This window comes from Bacillus cereus group sp. MYBK101-2 (genome assembly GCF_051918845.1).
Classification (GTDB): domain Bacteria; phylum Bacillota; class Bacilli; order Bacillales; family Bacillaceae_G; genus Bacillus_A; species Bacillus_A paranthracis.
In genome coordinates, this window is record NZ_JBQAIE010000006.1 from 164,517 (window position 1) to 180,273 (window position 15,757).

Sequence of the window (15,757 nt, forward strand, 5' to 3'; positions counted from 1 at the left end):
AAAACCAATACCTCCCAACCATACTAATAAAAGGTTTTGGAGGTGAGTTTAATGGACAAAAAAGATTTTGAAAAAGTGTATAATGATTACTTACATCAAGGAGAAGAACAAGCTCAATTTGAAGTAGACCATGAAGTCAATTCAGAAGCAGAACAAATTGTTGCCGTTCGTAAAAATGATGATGGGGATTTAATAGCGTTTAAAACAAGTAGCGGGAGAGAGTTAGATTATATGACTGCTCTTGAAGAAGCAAAATCAGGGAAGTTAGCTCATGTGGATGTATTTCATAAGTATGGCAGAGATATTATACGTAGTGAACCTGATGGAATAAAAGAAAATAACCTAGATAATTTACCTTCATTTTAAACGGGTAAACATCAAGAAGAGAATGTTCATTTGGATATTCTCTTCTTTATTTTACGAAGTTTTTCTTGCAAATAGACGGTTCATTTTTAACGTACGATAAAACTTTTAAAGAGCGCTCTAAATTTTTCTTTATCTTCTGCTGTAAATGGTTTCGGTCCCTTTGTACGTTTACCACTTTTTCGAACCATTGCACTTAAATATCGTGTTTGTAACAATTGTTCAATGTTATCATTCGTATACTTATAGCCTTTATGGTGTAGTACGATACAACCTTTTGCTAAAGCAAGCGAAGCAAGACCGTAATCTTGTGTTATGATTAAATCTTCTTTTTGGGCTAACTGCATAATTCGGTAATCCGCAGCATCTGCTCCAGAATCAACATAAATTGTTTCCACGCCTATTGGCTGCTCTGCATTAGAATAATGAGAAAAGCTTGTAACGAGGGTAACAGGAATTTCTGCCTTCGTAGCTTCAAAAATAATTACATCTTTTACAGGGCAAGCATCTGCATCAACATAGATTTTCATTGGTATCACTCCTATAACTAGGTTCGTGTTGATGATAATGGTAGATTTAGGTTTTGTCAAATGAGGGTTTGTATCTAAAGTTACTTTTCACAAACCAAAATAGCCTCACGTAAACGAGAAATCCCTTCCTCAATTTGATCAATATTCACTTTTCCATAAGATAAACGAATATAACCATCTTTCGCGCCGAAAATACTCCCCGGCATAAAGGCTATTTCTTGTTTTAAGCTTTGCATAATGAGTTGTTTTTCGTTGATCGGTTCTTTTAATTTCCCCCATATGTATATACCACCGGTCGGATTTGAAAAAGAGATTTTATCGTGAAGTAGCTCGTTTAGAGCACGAACGATAACGTCTCTTTTTTCTGCTAATTGTTTTCGTAACGGTACGATATGAGACTGAAATGGTACAGTTTCAAAAAACTGCTGCATAAGCCACTGCGGGAAAATGCTCATACCTAATTCCATTTGATGTCGTGCGTCAGATAACCTTTCTACTACCGATTGCGGGGCGACAAGCCAGCCGACTCGTAATCCCGGTGCAATCATCTTTGATAAAGAATGCACGTAAATGACAGTTCCATTTTCATCAATCGATTTCAACGTAGGGCAAGGTTGTTTCTTTTCTAACGTAAGTAAACTAGACGGATCATCTTCCACAATCGCAATTCGTAAGTCTGCACAAAGTGATAATAGTTTTTTTCTACGGTTTGGATGCAGCATAGTGCCCGTAGGATTTTGGAAGTTTGGATTTAAAAAAATCATTTTAATACGATGCTTTCTATATAGCTCTTGCACATCATCCGGATTAATACCGTGTTCATCGACAGGTAATGGGAAAATACGAATACCTGCTGATTGGAATAACGGTAAGGAATAACAGTGTGATGGACTTTCGAAAGCGACAGCATCACCCGGATTTAATAAACATTGTACGATAAGATGCAAGGCTTGCTGTGCACCAGATGTAATCATAATCGATTGTTCAGTCGCTTCCACTTTTAAATATTCTTTCATATATTTTACTACCGCTTGTCTTAGCGGGAGGTACCCTTGCGGATGATCATAACTTAATGCATGCGTTAACGGTTGTTCTCGTAAAATCGTTTGTAGTTGATCGTGAGGATAAAGATTACAACCAAGCTCTCCGTTTGCAAAATCAATAATATTTTCATTTTGTTGTACTTCTGCCCGAATATGGCGAAGTAACGGTAAGTTTGGTAAGAACGTACCACCTTCTACGAAATTTCTCCAGTTCGGCGTTAATGTTGGAGAAACACCCCACATATGTGTACTCACGCGTGTTCCTTTACCAGTCGTACTTTCTACAATTCCCATAGCACGCAGTTCATTATAAGCAGTCGTTACTGTACTGCGGTTTACATTTAACTGTGTAGCTAATTTCCGTTCGGAAGGGAGGAAGCTACCTGGAGGAAGTTCTCCATATGTAATACGTTTTTCAATAAAGTCAACAACTTGCTGATAAATAGGGATTTTACTGTCGCTATCTAGCTTCCATTCCATAAAAACGCCTCCGTAACTCTTATATACATTCAGTATAACAAATTGGCTGGGTAAAAAAACAGCCAATTGGACGGTGTTATATCCAGCCAATTTTACTATGCTAAATATGGAAGGGGAGATTCGGATGAAACGATGGCAAATGGAATGGCTCCTAGTATCAGTAGCATTAGTATGGGGAGCGAATTATACAATTGGAAAGTATGGCGTGGCATATATGTCATCCATTCAATTTAATAGTTTACGATTTTTAGTAGCATCACCGGTATTATTACTTATTACATTTTTAATGGAACGCTCATTACGCATTGAAAGAAAAGATTGGTTACGATTAGTAGCAGTCGGTATCGTTGGTACGACAATGTATCAAACGATGTTTATGCTATCTGTGAAATATACTTCAGCAACGAACGCCTCATTATTAATTGCGATGTCACCTATATTTACAGGGATATTAGCAGTATTGCACAAACAAGAACGCTTTTCGATGAAAGTACAGATTGGTTCAATAGTAGCCTTTATTGGTGCCGCATTCGTTTTATTAACAGGTCATACAGGAGGAGCTACTTACGAGTATGCATGGCTCGGAAATATAATTGGATTAGTCGCAGCAATTGCGTGGGGATGGTATCCGATATTAGCGCAACCTCTTATTACAAAATACTCCGCAATGAGAGTCACATCATGGTCTACTTTAATTGGAATTGTACCTCTCGTTATATACTGTTTATTCAACGTAAACACATTAACGTGGCCAGTAGACATGCCAAGTTGGGGTTCACTAGCATATTCAATCGTCTTCGCGACAATCTTCGGACTTGCGATGTGGTATGTCGGTATTAGTCAAATAGGCTCAACGAAAGTAATGGTATACATGTATCTTGTTCCATTATTCGCAGTTATCTTTGCGGCTGTAACAATTGGAGAGCAAATAAACATGATGCAACTCGTTGGCGGTCTTATTATCTTCATCGGTTTATATGTTGTAAAAAAAGGTGGAATCAAAAAGCCAGCTCTCAATTTGAAAAAGGTAAGTTAACAGTACAAATGATCTCTTTCATATAGAAGGAGATCATTTTTCATTTCGTAATAAAAGCGCTTGTTCAATCGCCCATTTTTGATGATCATGAAGTAGAAGTTCCACAGCATGTAAAGGAGACATCCACTTTAAAATATGATCCTCTTCACACTTATCGGTTTGTTTCCGTACCATGTTCGCAATATAAAAGAACCCATCGTTTAAATAATATGTATCTTCCTTTTCCGCATAAAAATATCGCATTGCATTACCGATATACTGCTCAATTTCAATTATCCATCCTAATTCCTCTAGTAATTCACGATGTAAGCATTCATCTTTTGTTTCGGTACCTTCCATACCGCCTCCGGGTAAAAAGTAGCGTTCTTCTTTTTGGATAATAGCAATCTTTGAAGAGGTTGAGTTAAAAATAATTGCATAACAACTAGGTCGTAATACATATTGCTCAGTAGGCTTTTTATAGCCAAAAGTAAGTTTAGATATCATAAAACACGTCACCTCTCTATAAAATACATAAAATGGATAATAAGGTAAAAATGGAATTGTATAAGTATAATCTTACGAGATTGGAGTGATAACAAAATGATAAATCGAAAGTGTTCGCGCTGTAAAGAAATAACAGGTACATTGCACGGTGGTAAAAAAATTAAGGAAGAATTTTTATGTGAAGACTGTTTGCAAAAAGGAATTGCGAGTGGAGAAATCGAATTATCACAAGTGGAGCAAGAACAAACTTCGTATCTTTCTATAAAGATATTAAAAATAATAAGTGTGATTTATTTAATAGGATCTATTTTAATGGCTTTTTCAACTGGTCCATTTATACATAATCTTAGGTTTGATGAAATTTCTATTTCGGGATCGGAAGTAGGTTTAATAAGTATTGTGATGTTAGGTTCTATATTTCAGTCAGTTCTTGTATTTTGCGGGATATGGGTATTTATCCTTTTAGTAGAAACAGTCATTAAAATTTATGAAAAAATGAAGTGAGTGAGAGGGAGAAACATATGCGAGTAAGAAACATCCAAGGGGAAGATTATATAAAGATTCATTCTGTTTTAAATGATTGGTGGGGCGGGAGAGACATGGCTACCATGTTGCCAAAATTGTTTTTCGTTCACTTTCAAGAAACGAGTTTTATCATTGAAGAAGATGGCGAAACGTTAGGTTTCTTATGCGGATTCTTTTCGCAAACGCATAAAGAGGAAGCGTACGTTCATTTTATCGGGGTAAATCCGAAGTATAGAAGAAGAGGAATCGCATCGACATTGTATTCTTATTTCTTTGATGTCGCTCGTGCAAATAATCGTAAAGTTGTAAAAGCAATTACGTCACCAGTTAATAAAAAATCGATACAGTTTCATCAAGAAATCGGTTTTCGAATTGAGGCTGGGGATGATGAGGTAGAGGGTGTATCGGTACATACAAATTATGATGGGAACGGCGGTAGTAGAGTTTTATTTTTGAAACAGGTGTAAAAGTAGGCTAGCGAAAAGTTAGCCTTTTTGTTGTGAGGAGATAACAAGTATGGAGAATAAACAAAGTAGAAATGAGTATGTAAGACGCATACATACAGTTCAAGATTATATAGAATCCAACATAGATAGTTCACTATCCATTGAAGAGCTAGCCAATGTAGCAGGATTTTCAAAGTTTCATTTTCATAGAATTTTTAAAGGAATAGTAGACGAGCCGTTATCTCGGTATGTGAATCGCTTGAAGTTAGAAAGGGCAACAAACCTTCTTACATATCGATTGGATATGACGATTACTGATATCGCTTACCATTTTGGTTTCACAGATTCAGCAGTTTTCTCTCGGACATTTAAAAGTTATTACGGTGTAAGTCCGTCTCAATATCGAAACCATAATAGCAAGAATTGCAAAGACGTAAGGGGAATTACTCAATACAATGAATGTAAGAAGGTTCGAGGTAATGTTGAAATTGTAACAGCGGATAATATAAACGTCGCATACATAAGACATACAGGTACATACGAAGAGTTAACTATAGCTTTTCCAGAAATGATAGAGAAACTATTTCATTACGCATCTGAGCAAAACTATCATGTATTTGAGGATACGAAAGTATTAACCATTTACCACGATCATCATGAATTTACTGAGGACTATCATTTAAGAACAAGTTTATGTATAACAATTCCAGATGAATCCGTAATAGAAACGAACGACATAGGAATAATGATAATACCTTCAGGCAAGTATGCAGTAGGACATTTTGAAATATTCCAAGATGAATATAAGGGAGCGTGGGACTTTATATATGGTGAGTGGCTGCCAAATAGCGGATATAAACCGAGAGACTCGTATCCTTTTGAAGTATATAGAAATGATTCGAAGCAGCATCCCGAACATAAACATATAGTTGATATATATGTACCTATCGAACCTTTTTAATTATAGGTTAAAGGGGAAGGAATAATGAAAACTGCTGAAAAGTTAGATCAGATTATAAAAGAAGAATATGAAAATATGAATGGTATGTTAGTAGTGCAGAAAGGTAATGTTATTTTTGAAAAATATTATAACGGTCACGGTCCAGATGATGCATTTCACATAGCGTCAGTCACAAAAACGATAATCTCTGCGCTAATTGGGATATGTATAGATAAGGGCTATATAAACAGCGTTGATCAAAGAGTAATAGAATTTTTCCCGGAATATAACGTTAATTCATCTGAAGTAACAGTAAGCCATCTTCTAACGATGACAGCTCCACATCCTTTCGTAGACTGGCAGGAACAGTTAGAAGAACTATGTACGCAACAAGATTGGATACAGTATACGTTAAATAGGATAGGAAAAGGCGGAGAAATTGGGGCTTTTAAATATTCATCTGCAGGAGCTCATTTATTATCAGCAATTATTACAAGCGTAACAGGAAAAAGTGCGCGTGAATTTGCGAATGAACAGCTATTTCAGCCACTCGGCATGAGAGAAATTCCAAACTACAATATGAAAGCGTTTGGATTTGATGACTTATTCGGAAAAGATGTAAAAGGATGGGTTCATGATCCAAATGGTATTTCGGCAGGCGGCTGGGGACTAGCGTTAACAGTTAAAGATATGGTTAAGTTTGGACAGCTGTATTTGAATGAAGGTAATCATAATGGAAAACAAATACTATCAAAATCATGGATAAAAGAATCGACAGAAATGAACCAAAATCAATATGGTTACTTATGGTGGTTACGAGAAGAAGATGGAATCTTTTCATACTGTGCAATGGGTGATGGTGGGAATATGATTTGTTGTATTCCAGAGAAGGAATTGGTAGTGGTGATTGCGTCTGAAATTATACCGAATGTACGGGATAGATGGGAATTGATTGTGAAATATATTCTTCCTTATATACGGTCAAATAAATAATTTTAGTAAAAAGATGGTGTGAATTGGAGTTTCATACCATCTTTTTGTTTTATGACGAAAAGTTCAGGGGAATGTAAGAGTTGTGTGAAAAAATGTAAATATTAGGTTTTAACGGTATAGGTTTATTTTTTTTTAAGTATAATGAGGACAAGGCCTAAAAATACTTAAATATTTAAGTGAATATTTTAAAAAGGGAGATTAAGGATATATGAAAAGCTTACTTCAAAAAACTTTAGCTGTTACAGGACTAACTGCTTCTTTATTAGGTATGGTTTCTTCCGTTTCATTTGCTTCGATTAGTTGGGATAATAATGCAACGTGGACAGGAAGTGGAGCAAAAGCTAAGGCAACTGCCTATATTGCGAAAAAGAACGAACCTCATTTTTACAAGATGACTGTAAGAGCTAGCTTTGATGATGGGACTTCTAAAGAGTTAGCATTATATGATGCTAAAACTTCAGATCGTATAAACGTTAGCGTTGCATCCAAAGGACCGGTGACCAGAGGTTATTCGGGTCATGAATGGATAATGGTAGGGGATAGTGCGTACACTTCTAAGGAAATGGTAATTAAATAAAAATCAACAAAAACCGTGAAAAAGGATAAATACCTTTTTCACGTTTTTTTAAATAAGGAGGATATATGAATCTAGTATTAAAAGAAATAGTGGTGAACAAAACAATATTCATTATGCTATTTATTGGATTTGTATTGACAATATGGCCAATCCTGATCGCAATGTCGACGCGAGATTATTATGATGAGAAATTTTATGATAGTAAAAATGGTTATTTTAATTATTACTATTCAGTTCAACTTACTAATATGGGGGAAATCGATTTCGAACAATTTCAGACGTTAATAGAATCTGATTTTAAAAACGCTAGTGTTATTACAAATGATATTCGTATTACTATTCCGGATATCGGCCACGTAATAATGAATGGTCTCCTTAATAAAAATTGGTCTCCACCTTTACTAAAAGGTTCTCAGATGGGACAAGATGAAAAAAATAGTGTAATAGTGGGGAAGAAAATTTATAAGGATATGGCAACAATAAAATTATTTAATAAGGAATATACAGTTAAAGGCGTAGCTGGAGAAAATACTGGATATGAGTATAATATTAAAATTTTCGTCTCTCTAAATGACATGCCAGATGAGGTGAAACAGATGATACAAAAAGATAATACATTCCAAATGATTGTTCGTTCTAATGAAAACCCTATCAAGGAAATAGAAACTTTCATACAGCATATGAAACAGAACAATAAAGATATAAATGCCAAAGTGATTAGTGAAAAAGAGAACTATGAAAAGGAAAAAAACTCAAGTGAAGCCGTAGAAGAGTTACTCAGTTTTCCATATAGGCTTTTATGTATAGCTTTCATTACCAGTATAATAGTAAGTTATTATTGGATTTATACGAAGAAAAAAAGTTTGTCGTTGAGGAAAGCTTTGGGAGCAAGTAATATAAATCTTTTTATTTTTATATTTAGTCAATTATTTTTATGTGCAATCACTGCATCAGCCTGTGCAATATGCATACAATGGATTTTTAGCATTTTGAGTGGAAATATTATAGAGTTTACAAGTTATAGTATGAGTTTACAGTCTACTCATATTGTAATGTGTGTATTTCTTTCACTTACTATACCTTTCATCCTCTCTGTCATACCATTTGTATATGTGCTTAAAAGTGAACCTGCTAAAGCATTAAAGGAGTAAAAATGATGAGAATAAAAAGTGCGTTCATAGCATTAAAAAAGAGATTTCTATTTTCCGTACTTCTTCTAATACAAATTACATTTGGATTAGCAACTCTAACAAGTTCAATTAATGTATTTTATAATTTACACCATCTAAACGATAAATCCAGCTCGGTATTAAATGTGGATAAAACATATTTAGTTACTTTTGAAATGACGACAGATAGATTACAAAGCAATCAATTCAATAAAGAGGAAATTCAAGCGGTTTATAATACAATTCATCAAAATAAAGATGTGATTTCGTATGGTACATACGAGGAGCGAATTATTGAAATAGAGTCAAGTAATAGACCATTTCAAAACAGTATGATTACTGATTTGAAACATAAAACGTTTCACGATGAAAGACCTACTATTAAAACAATTTTTGTAGATGAAAACTACTATAAAATGTTACGTTTACCTTTAAAACCTGAAGAAGGTTTCTCGCATGATGACTTTCAAAAAAATAGTGAAGAAAAAACAAAAGTTTTAATGGGTTCTTACTTTAAGAAATATTTTCAAGTTGGGGATACAATTAATAATCAATATACAATTACAGGCTTTTTGCCAGAAAATAAATTTATCGTAAATAATAATACGACGAACACATATTTGAAGTTGGATTACGCAATGATACTACCTATGTCATTTGATAGATTTCAAAAATATGAAGCAATGTTTTTAAGACTACATCAAAGTACAGCTTTATATTTACAAAAAGGTGCAGATGTAAAGAAACTAGAAGAATCAATTCAACTTAAAGGAAACGGCGGTACGTTTCATTTAAAAAGTTTAGGTGATGAAATAAATGAAGATGTTACTCTTAACGGCTATTCGGAAATACCTCAACTTATAGTAGGAATCTTATTCATTGTATTCTCGATCGTCGGAATTGTAGTAACGACCATTGTTTCTATCTTGATGAGAAAGCGGGAATTTGGTATAAAAATAGCTTTTGGCGAAAGTAAATTTGGTATGTTTATTCAAATTGTTTTAGAGAACATTATTGTAGCAATAACTGGCTTAGGAATGTCAATAGCTTACTTTTCATGGAGGTATGGGGTTCTATTACAAATGTCGAAGGATTTAAAGGAAGCAACGGTATTAGACTTTAAATTGGATATGCCTATATTGTTTTTAGTATTCCTATTCTTATTATTGATCATTGTTGTCTCGAATGTAATTGTCTTTTTATTTATTAGAAAGCTTGAACCGAAAACATTAATAGGTGGGATGGAATAATGAGTTTAATTGAATTGAAAGACATTAAGAAGGTGTATAGTAACAAGAACCATAACACGTTCGCGTTAAACGGTATAAATTTAACGATAAATAAGGGCGAAATTATAGCGATAATGGGTCGATCAGGCTCGGGGAAAAGTACGCTATTAAATGTTATTGGGTTAATTGATATGCCAAATGAGGGTGAATATACGTTAAATGAAAAAACATTAACTGAAATTAGAGCAAATAAAGTTCATAAAACAAGAAATGAAATGATTGGATTTATATTTCAATATTTTGCATTGTTAAAGGAACATACTGTACTAGATAATGTAGCACTACCACTCACATATAGAAAGCTAAAGCAACGGGAAAGAGAAAATAAGGCGAAGTTCTATTTAGAAAAAGTAGGTTTAAAAGAACATATGCATAAAACTCCGGACGAGCTATCTGGTGGACAACAGCAGCGAGTCGCAATTGCTAGAGCATTAGTAGGTGAACCAGAAATAATTTTGGCTGATGAACCGACAGGGAATTTAGATAGAAAAACAGGAGAAGAAATTATGGATCTACTATTACAACTGAATGAAGAAGGACGAACGATTATTATTGTAACGCATGATATTGAAGTAGCGAATAAGTGTAATAGAATTATTGAGTTAGTTGATGGGGAGATTGTGTAAAGGTAAAGAATGAGCGGTAATAATTACTTATTATTTTAGAAACCATGATGATTAACTTTTCAAAATGGTTTCTTTTTATTTTATAGAACTAAAATTATAGTGAAAATCTGCATTCCACCCGTAACTTTCCGCAGCAAAAAATCGTTTAACAAAAGAAAGGATTTTTAATCACGAATGGGGGAGAACCATGAAGATTTTAATTCTAGGTGGTACACGATTTTTAGGAAGAGCTTTTGTAGAAGAGGCATTAAAAAGAGGGCATGAAGTTACATTATTTAATCGCGGAACAAACAAAGAAATTTTTCCTGAAGTAGAGCAGTTAATCGGTGACAGAAATGATGATGTTTCAAGTTTAGAAAATCGAAAATGGGACGTTGTCGTAGATACGTGTGGATTTTCTCCGCATCAAATTAGAAATGTTGGAGAAGTACTGAAAGATAATATTGAACACTATATATTCATCTCAAGCCTTTCCGTATATAAAGATTGGATTCCGCATGCCATAAAAGAAGATTATATATTACAACCCGAACCTTCGGGTGATCAAATAAAGGCTGTGGAGGATGGTGAAGTTTCTCCTTATGAGTATTACGGTGCGCTGAAAGTATTGTGTGAAAAAGAAGCAGAGAAGTATTGGTCGGGGCGTGTTTTACACGTAAGAGCAGGACTTCTTTCAGGAATATTTGATTATACAGATCGGCTTCCATACTGGATTGGGCGTGTAGCAAAGGGAGGAGAAGTTTTAGTTCCAGGAAGAAAGGAACGTCCAGTGCAGATAGTTGATATAAAAGACGTCGCAAACTGGGGATTAAATATGGCAGAAAACAATAAAACAGGTATATACAATGTGACAGGTCCGAACTATGAATTGACAATGGAAGAGCTATTAAGTACGTGTAAAAAAGTTACAAATAGTGATGCTGCATTCGTTTGGGTAGAGGAATCGTTTATGAATGAACATAAAGTGCAGCCTTGGACAGAGATGCCTTTATGGCTTCCTGAAACTTTTTCATTAGAAGGTGAGACGAAGCCGTGGAAAGGTGGTTTTTCTATTAATATTGAAAGTGCTGTGAAAGAAGGGCTTACTTTTAGAAGGTTAGAACATACAGTTACAGATGTGTATGAGTGGATGAAGAGTGCGGATGAATGGGAATTAAAAGCAGGTATTTCAGGGGGAAGAGAGAAGAGGTTGTTAGAAAAGTGGTATCAATAAATTTAGATGAGCTTTTTGAATATACTTGATTGCACATAAGGAGGAGAAAAGCTATGTGGAAAAACACCATTCGCAGTATTTCACCAAACTTAAGTTTCAAAAATCCAGCTACAGAGGATGAACTCACTGAAGTTCAAAAAAATTTGCAGGTGGAGTTTCCAAATGATTTATATCAATTATTACAGGAAACAAACGGTGTAGAAGGTGAGTATGGGGACTTTATATGGTCTGCTTCCAAAATTAAAACTGAAAATATGAATATGAGAAATATAGTTGATTTCAAGGACTTATATATGCCTTTTGACTGTTTATTATTTATTGCTGATGGCGGAAATGGTGATTTGTTTGGTTATTCCATTTTGAACGGAATCGTTCAAAGGGATGATATATATGTATGGAATCATGAGAATGATAGTAGAACTTGGGTTGCTCCTTCGTTAGAAACGTTTATGAAGTGGTGGGAAAGCGGGAAGATAACTATTTAAACATAGTGTCATGAAAAACGCCTTGTTACGAAAGAAACAAGGCGTTTTTGGCAATTAACTAATCTAACACTCTATCGGTTCTTCCCAATACATTTTCCATAACTTAGGAAACATCTTTTTTAATCCTTCTTCGTCACTAGTCTTCTCTATATACTTCTTGTCCGAAATATAGCGTGAGTTCTTCGATTTCAGGAACATCATCCTCACTCAAATTTTCTAATACAGAAATTAATCGTTCTGGATCATTAATACATGCTTCATACGTTTCTTTTCCTTAATACAGTAACCAACCACTGTGCATTGTGATTGTAACATATGTATATATACCTGTAATGAAAAGATAAGTATAATTACCAGAATGTTCAAAATCTATTGAATGAAATAGAAAAATTTAGTAATCTTATTTGTGCAGCACATACACAATAGTTTTATAGCGATTTTTAAATAAAATATAGGAGGCAATCGGTGTGGATCTAACATTTAAAGTAGAGGAAACATGTTTTAATTATCGCGTCGGAGCAATTTGTAAACAGGATAATAAAATACTCATTCTGCAAGGTGACGGTGAAGATTTTTGGTACGTACCAGGCGGAAGAGTGAAAATGCTAGAAAATAGTGAAGAAGCGTTAAAAAGAGAACTTGCGGAAGAGTTAGCCGTTCCTATTGAGATAAGGCGATTAATATGGTCAGTAGAAAATTTCTTTACACTTTCTGAACGAAAGTTTCATGAAATTAGTTTTTACTATGAAGTAGAGCTGAAACAATTACCTGCAAATGGGGCAGAAGAATATATTTTGGAAGAAGAAGATAGAACGTATTTCTTTAAGTGGGTACCGGTAGAAGAGTTAGATACATATAACTTACAGCCAGCGTTTATTAAAGAGAAAGTAAAGGATGTATTCGTTCACACAGAACATATCGTTTTACAAAAATAAATGTATGCGGAGGGGAAAACGGTGAAGGGGACAAAAAAAGAGATTCATATAGACAGCAAAGTAATTCCATATACACATATTGAAAAAGGTTCTAATACAGTATGCTTTATGTTCTCAGGCTCAGGATACAATTACGATAAACCATTACTTTATTATACGACGATGTTAATGCTCGAAAATAAAATAGATGTAGTACATATTCATTATTCTTATGACGACCAAGTAATGAATAAACCAATGGAAGAAATAACGAAAGTAATGATGGATGATATTCATCCTATAATGAAGGAAGTATTAAAAGATAAGCAATATAATGATACGATGTTTTTAGGGAAATCACTTGGAACAATTCCGATTGCAAATGATTTAATGAAGAGAGAAGAATTTGCACAGTCAAAGGTGATACTACTTACACCTTTACTAACGTTTGATTCCATATTTGATTCGATCCTACATAGTCATCATGAAGGGCTATTAGTAATTGGAGATAAAGATCACCAATATAATGCAGATCAAATTGAGCGGTTACATAAAACGAATTTACAGATTGAAGTTGTCAAAAACGCTAACCATTCTGTAAATATTGGAGAATTTGAAACCAAAAATTCAATTGAAGCGATAGCAAATATAATGAAAAAGCTAGAAGAAACAGTGGGAAGCATTAGAGTCTAGTGGAATTACTATTGTTCAAATACATGAAAAAGAGGTGCATATTGCACCTCTTTTTTGTTGGAATTAACGGAAATCTGTAGGGCGAAATGTTTCTTTCCCTTCTAATAAAGTTAGTAAGATTTTTGTTTTATGAATATCATGTTTTGGGATTTTAAATAAGTTTTTATCTAATACAACGAGATCAGCTTTTTTGCCAACTTTAATAGAACCAGTTTCTTTCTCTAAGAAATTTGCATAGGCTCCATTTATGGTATAGCTCTTGATCATCTCTGCTACGCTCACTTTTTCTTTTGGATTCAAAACGTGTTGTGAAGTTGTATCTTGTAAATTTGTACGAGTCACTCCCATTTGAATACCGGCTAGCGGGGAGAAGTATGGGCCTTGTGTAATCGGATAGTCACTAGAAGAAGCCATTACAACGCCTTTATTCATAAAACTTTTCATAGGGTATTGCTCATTTGCACGCTCTTCTCCTAGTAAATCAACGGCTTGTGAAAAGTATTCACCGTCTTTAAGAAACCAAGATGGCTGCGGAACACCGATGACACCTAAATCTTTAAAACGATTTATATCATTTTCTTTTACTAATTGTAGATGTGTAATTTTATGGCGACTATCTCGTTTTCCATTTTGTTCTTGAGCAAACGCTAATGTATTTAACGTTTCCGTTGTTGCAGCATCACCGATAGAGTGGATATGAACTTGGAATTTCTCTTTGTCTAATGTTTGAACCATTTGTTTAAATGCTGTTTTCTCCCAAACTGGAACGCCATAATAGTCTGGCTTGTTGTTATAAGGCTCATGTAAATAGGCAGTTCCGCCTTCAAGAACACCATCCATAAATAACTTGATCGTATTCATTTTGACAAGTGGACCTTGTAATTTTGCACGTTGCTCTTTTACATAGGGAATACGCTCCAGACCTTCATTTGGTTGTATCGTTAACGCAATGTTATGTCTAATAGATAATGCTTGTTCTTTTTCAAGTGTGGTTAGTGCTTCAATGACAGTATCCTGCTGCGGGACAATGACATCATTTACTTGTGTATATCCATTACTCGCCGCTAGCTGTTGAAATGTTTTTAAGCCTTCTTTAAATTGTTCCGTATTATACTTCGGTAATTTGTCTAATACAAGATTTGTAGCGGTATCACGAAGTGTACCGGACGGTTCACCGTTTTCATTACGTTCAATTACGCCGCTGTTTGGATTGGGAGTATCTTTTGTAATGCCTGCTATTTCAAGTGCTTTAGAATTTACCCAAATGGAATGATAATCCTCTGAAAGTAAAGCAACGGGAATATCTTTTACAACAGCATCTAATAATTCTTTTGTGGGGCCTGTTGATGAGAATAGTGTATTGCTCCAACCAGCTCCGTGAATAACCTTTAAATCGGTATGTTCTTCCCTATATTTTTCTACTGCCTGAATGTATTCATCAACAGTTCTCACGTTTATTAAGTCAACAGAGTAAAGAGAATTTACAGTTTCGGAAGCGTGTAGATGGCTATCAACAAATCCTGGAAGTAACATCTTTCCCTTTAAATCAATGACTTTTGTATTCTTATTTTTATATTTTTTCGCACCTTTTGAATTACCTACATACACAATCTTTCCGTTTTTAATGGCTACCGCTTCTGCCCAAGGTTGTTGTGGTTCTACTGTATAGACATTCCCGTTAATAAAAATAGTGTCGGCTAGTTTTGAGGCATCTTTCTTTGCTTGGTCATCAAATCCTACTAACATAAACAGCATAGTGAGACAAATGAAACTAGAAATGAACTTTTTCAATGTATCAACTCCAATTTTGTATGATTTGTATTTGTTTCTCTACTTCAACTATAGAGGTTCGCTAGTGGGAATTTTAATTCCTATGAAGGAAAGTCCGCTATTTGTAGGAATATTACTTTTCTTTTTCCTATAAAAAGCGGATAACTATTTTTAATAGC

At 34.5% G+C, this 15,757-nt stretch carries 18 protein-coding genes and 1 pseudogene; 14 read left to right on the plus strand and 5 right to left on the minus strand.

Going from position 1 to position 15,757, the window contains the following annotated elements; all coding sequences use genetic code 11:
• Positions 1 to 51: 51 nt before the first annotated feature.
• A complete protein-coding gene (locus ACTFSI_RS14620; protein WP_000358165.1) occupies positions 52 to 366 on the plus strand; it encodes a DUF3892 domain-containing protein in 315 nt (104 codons plus the stop codon).
• Positions 367 to 452: 86 nt separating this feature from the next.
• Here the strand turns inward: ACTFSI_RS14620 and ACTFSI_RS14625 are convergent, their stop codons facing one another.
• Both ACTFSI_RS14625 and pdxR read right to left on the minus strand, forming a co-directional pair.
• Entirely contained in the window at positions 453 to 893 is a 441-nt protein-coding gene (locus ACTFSI_RS14625) for a YaiI/YqxD family protein (RefSeq protein ID WP_000708746.1), read from the minus strand.
• 80 nt (positions 894 to 973) lie between these two features.
• On the minus strand, positions 974 to 2,416 hold the full coding sequence (gene pdxR / locus ACTFSI_RS14630; protein ID WP_000454924.1) for a MocR-like pyridoxine biosynthesis transcription factor PdxR: 1,443 nt from the start codon (positions 2,414 to 2,416) through the stop codon (positions 974 to 976).
• A 124-nt stretch (positions 2,417 to 2,540) separates the two neighbouring features.
• Between pdxR and ACTFSI_RS14635 the strand changes: the two genes are divergently transcribed.
• Entirely contained in the window at positions 2,541 to 3,452 is a 912-nt protein-coding gene (locus ACTFSI_RS14635) for a DMT family transporter (RefSeq protein WP_000832969.1), read from the plus strand.
• A 33-nt stretch (positions 3,453 to 3,485) separates the two neighbouring features.
• Here the strand turns inward: ACTFSI_RS14635 and ACTFSI_RS14640 are convergent, their stop codons facing one another.
• On the minus strand, positions 3,486 to 3,938 hold the full coding sequence (locus ACTFSI_RS14640; protein ID WP_074568266.1) for an NUDIX hydrolase: 453 nt from the start codon (positions 3,936 to 3,938) through the stop codon (positions 3,486 to 3,488).
• A 96-nt stretch (positions 3,939 to 4,034) separates the two neighbouring features.
• On the opposite strand from ACTFSI_RS14640, the gene ACTFSI_RS14645 reads away from it, so the two are divergent.
• From ACTFSI_RS14645 to ACTFSI_RS14690, 10 genes are all read left to right on the plus strand, one after another.
• Positions 4,035 to 4,442 carry a DUF3980 domain-containing protein gene (locus ACTFSI_RS14645; protein WP_048555117.1) on the plus strand — a complete coding sequence of 136 codons (408 nt, stop codon included), beginning with the start codon at positions 4,035 to 4,037 and terminating at the stop codon, positions 4,440 to 4,442.
• A 17-nt stretch (positions 4,443 to 4,459) separates the two neighbouring features.
• Positions 4,460 to 4,930 carry a GNAT family N-acetyltransferase gene (locus ACTFSI_RS14650; RefSeq protein WP_270363824.1) on the plus strand — a complete coding sequence of 157 codons (471 nt, stop codon included), beginning with the start codon at positions 4,460 to 4,462 and terminating at the stop codon, positions 4,928 to 4,930.
• A gap of 49 nt (positions 4,931 to 4,979) precedes the next feature.
• On the plus strand, positions 4,980 to 5,870 hold the full coding sequence (locus ACTFSI_RS14655; RefSeq protein ID WP_277616855.1) for an AraC family transcriptional regulator: 891 nt from the start codon (positions 4,980 to 4,982) through the stop codon (positions 5,868 to 5,870).
• A 24-nt stretch (positions 5,871 to 5,894) separates the two neighbouring features.
• The gene (locus tag ACTFSI_RS14660; protein WP_139895267.1) at positions 5,895 to 6,842 is read left to right on the plus strand and encodes a serine hydrolase domain-containing protein; all 948 of its coding nucleotides are present in this window, start codon (positions 5,895 to 5,897) and stop codon (positions 6,840 to 6,842) included.
• A 208-nt stretch (positions 6,843 to 7,050) separates the two neighbouring features.
• Positions 7,051 to 7,419 carry a hypothetical protein gene (locus tag ACTFSI_RS14665; RefSeq protein WP_440045445.1) on the plus strand — a complete coding sequence of 123 codons (369 nt, stop codon included), beginning with the start codon at positions 7,051 to 7,053 and terminating at the stop codon, positions 7,417 to 7,419.
• Between the two features lie 65 nt (positions 7,420 to 7,484).
• Entirely contained in the window at positions 7,485 to 8,570 is a 1,086-nt protein-coding gene (locus ACTFSI_RS14670) for an FtsX-like permease family protein (protein ID WP_139895268.1), read from the plus strand.
• Between the two features lie 2 nt (positions 8,571 to 8,572).
• Positions 8,573 to 9,838, plus strand: a complete 1,266-nt coding sequence (locus tag ACTFSI_RS14675; RefSeq protein ID WP_180358368.1) for an ABC transporter permease — start codon at positions 8,573 to 8,575, stop codon at positions 9,836 to 9,838.
• A complete protein-coding gene (locus ACTFSI_RS14680; RefSeq protein WP_270363822.1) occupies positions 9,838 to 10,503 on the plus strand; it encodes an ABC transporter ATP-binding protein in 666 nt (221 codons plus the stop codon). The genes ACTFSI_RS14675 and ACTFSI_RS14680 overlap by 1 nt, the downstream gene beginning before the upstream one ends.
• Positions 10,504 to 10,690: 187 nt before the next feature.
• Positions 10,691 to 11,716, plus strand: coding sequence for an SDR family oxidoreductase (locus ACTFSI_RS14685; RefSeq protein ID WP_440045446.1), 1,026 nt, complete (start codon positions 10,691 to 10,693; stop codon positions 11,714 to 11,716).
• 53 nt (positions 11,717 to 11,769) lie between these two features.
• Positions 11,770 to 12,201 (plus strand): SMI1/KNR4 family protein, encoded by a 432-nt coding sequence (locus tag ACTFSI_RS14690; protein WP_044792948.1) that lies wholly within the window; start codon positions 11,770 to 11,772, stop codon positions 12,199 to 12,201.
• 63 nt (positions 12,202 to 12,264) lie between these two features.
• On the opposite strand, the pseudogene ACTFSI_RS14695 reads toward ACTFSI_RS14690, so the two are convergent.
• Positions 12,265 to 12,511: pseudogene (locus tag ACTFSI_RS14695) on the minus strand (DUF4240 domain-containing protein); the annotation flags it as partial.
• A 157-nt stretch (positions 12,512 to 12,668) separates the two neighbouring features.
• Between ACTFSI_RS14695 and ACTFSI_RS14700 the strand changes: the two are divergent.
• Entirely contained in the window at positions 12,669 to 13,136 is a 468-nt protein-coding gene (locus ACTFSI_RS14700; protein ID WP_044792947.1) for an NUDIX hydrolase, read from the plus strand.
• A complete protein-coding gene (locus ACTFSI_RS14705) occupies positions 13,137 to 13,808 on the plus strand; it encodes an alpha/beta hydrolase (RefSeq protein ID WP_440045447.1) in 672 nt (223 codons plus the stop codon).
• A gap of 63 nt (positions 13,809 to 13,871) precedes the next feature.
• On the opposite strand, the gene ACTFSI_RS14710 is transcribed toward ACTFSI_RS14705, so the two are convergent.
• Positions 13,872 to 15,563 carry an amidohydrolase gene (locus ACTFSI_RS14710; RefSeq protein WP_440045456.1) on the minus strand — a complete coding sequence of 564 codons (1,692 nt, stop codon included), beginning with the start codon at positions 15,561 to 15,563 and terminating at the stop codon, positions 13,872 to 13,874.
• Positions 15,564 to 15,757 lie beyond the last annotated feature (194 nt).

Excerpts from the sequence above, each read along its gene's own strand:
- ACTFSI_RS14620 (WP_000358165.1), top strand. The coding sequence starts at position 52 with ATGGACAAAAAAGATTTTGAAAAAGTGTATAATGATTACTTACATCAA.
- ACTFSI_RS14625 (WP_000708746.1), bottom strand. The coding sequence starts at position 893 with ATGAAAATCTATGTTGATGCAGATGCTTGCCCTGTAAAAGATGTAATT.
- pdxR (WP_000454924.1), bottom strand. The coding sequence starts at position 2,416 with ATGGAATGGAAGCTAGATAGCGACAGTAAAATCCCTATTTATCAGCAA.
- ACTFSI_RS14635 (WP_000832969.1), top strand. The coding sequence starts at position 2,541 with ATGAAACGATGGCAAATGGAATGGCTCCTAGTATCAGTAGCATTAGTA.
- ACTFSI_RS14640 (WP_074568266.1), bottom strand. The coding sequence starts at position 3,938 with ATGATATCTAAACTTACTTTTGGCTATAAAAAGCCTACTGAGCAATAT.
- ACTFSI_RS14645 (WP_048555117.1), top strand. The coding sequence starts at position 4,035 with ATGATAAATCGAAAGTGTTCGCGCTGTAAAGAAATAACAGGTACATTG.
- ACTFSI_RS14650 (WP_270363824.1), top strand. The coding sequence starts at position 4,460 with ATGCGAGTAAGAAACATCCAAGGGGAAGATTATATAAAGATTCATTCT.
- ACTFSI_RS14655 (WP_277616855.1), top strand. The coding sequence starts at position 4,980 with ATGGAGAATAAACAAAGTAGAAATGAGTATGTAAGACGCATACATACA.
- ACTFSI_RS14660 (WP_139895267.1), top strand. The coding sequence starts at position 5,895 with ATGAAAACTGCTGAAAAGTTAGATCAGATTATAAAAGAAGAATATGAA.
- ACTFSI_RS14665 (WP_440045445.1), top strand. The coding sequence starts at position 7,051 with ATGAAAAGCTTACTTCAAAAAACTTTAGCTGTTACAGGACTAACTGCT.
- ACTFSI_RS14670 (WP_139895268.1), top strand. The coding sequence starts at position 7,485 with ATGAATCTAGTATTAAAAGAAATAGTGGTGAACAAAACAATATTCATT.
- ACTFSI_RS14675 (WP_180358368.1), top strand. The coding sequence starts at position 8,573 with ATGATGAGAATAAAAAGTGCGTTCATAGCATTAAAAAAGAGATTTCTA.
- ACTFSI_RS14680 (WP_270363822.1), top strand. The coding sequence starts at position 9,838 with ATGAGTTTAATTGAATTGAAAGACATTAAGAAGGTGTATAGTAACAAG.
- ACTFSI_RS14685 (WP_440045446.1), top strand. The coding sequence starts at position 10,691 with ATGAAGATTTTAATTCTAGGTGGTACACGATTTTTAGGAAGAGCTTTT.
- ACTFSI_RS14690 (WP_044792948.1), top strand. The coding sequence starts at position 11,770 with ATGTGGAAAAACACCATTCGCAGTATTTCACCAAACTTAAGTTTCAAA.
- ACTFSI_RS14705 (WP_440045447.1), top strand. The coding sequence starts at position 13,137 with ATGTATGCGGAGGGGAAAACGGTGAAGGGGACAAAAAAAGAGATTCAT.
- ACTFSI_RS14710 (WP_440045456.1), bottom strand. The coding sequence starts at position 15,563 with ATGCTGTTTATGTTAGTAGGATTTGATGACCAAGCAAAGAAAGATGCC.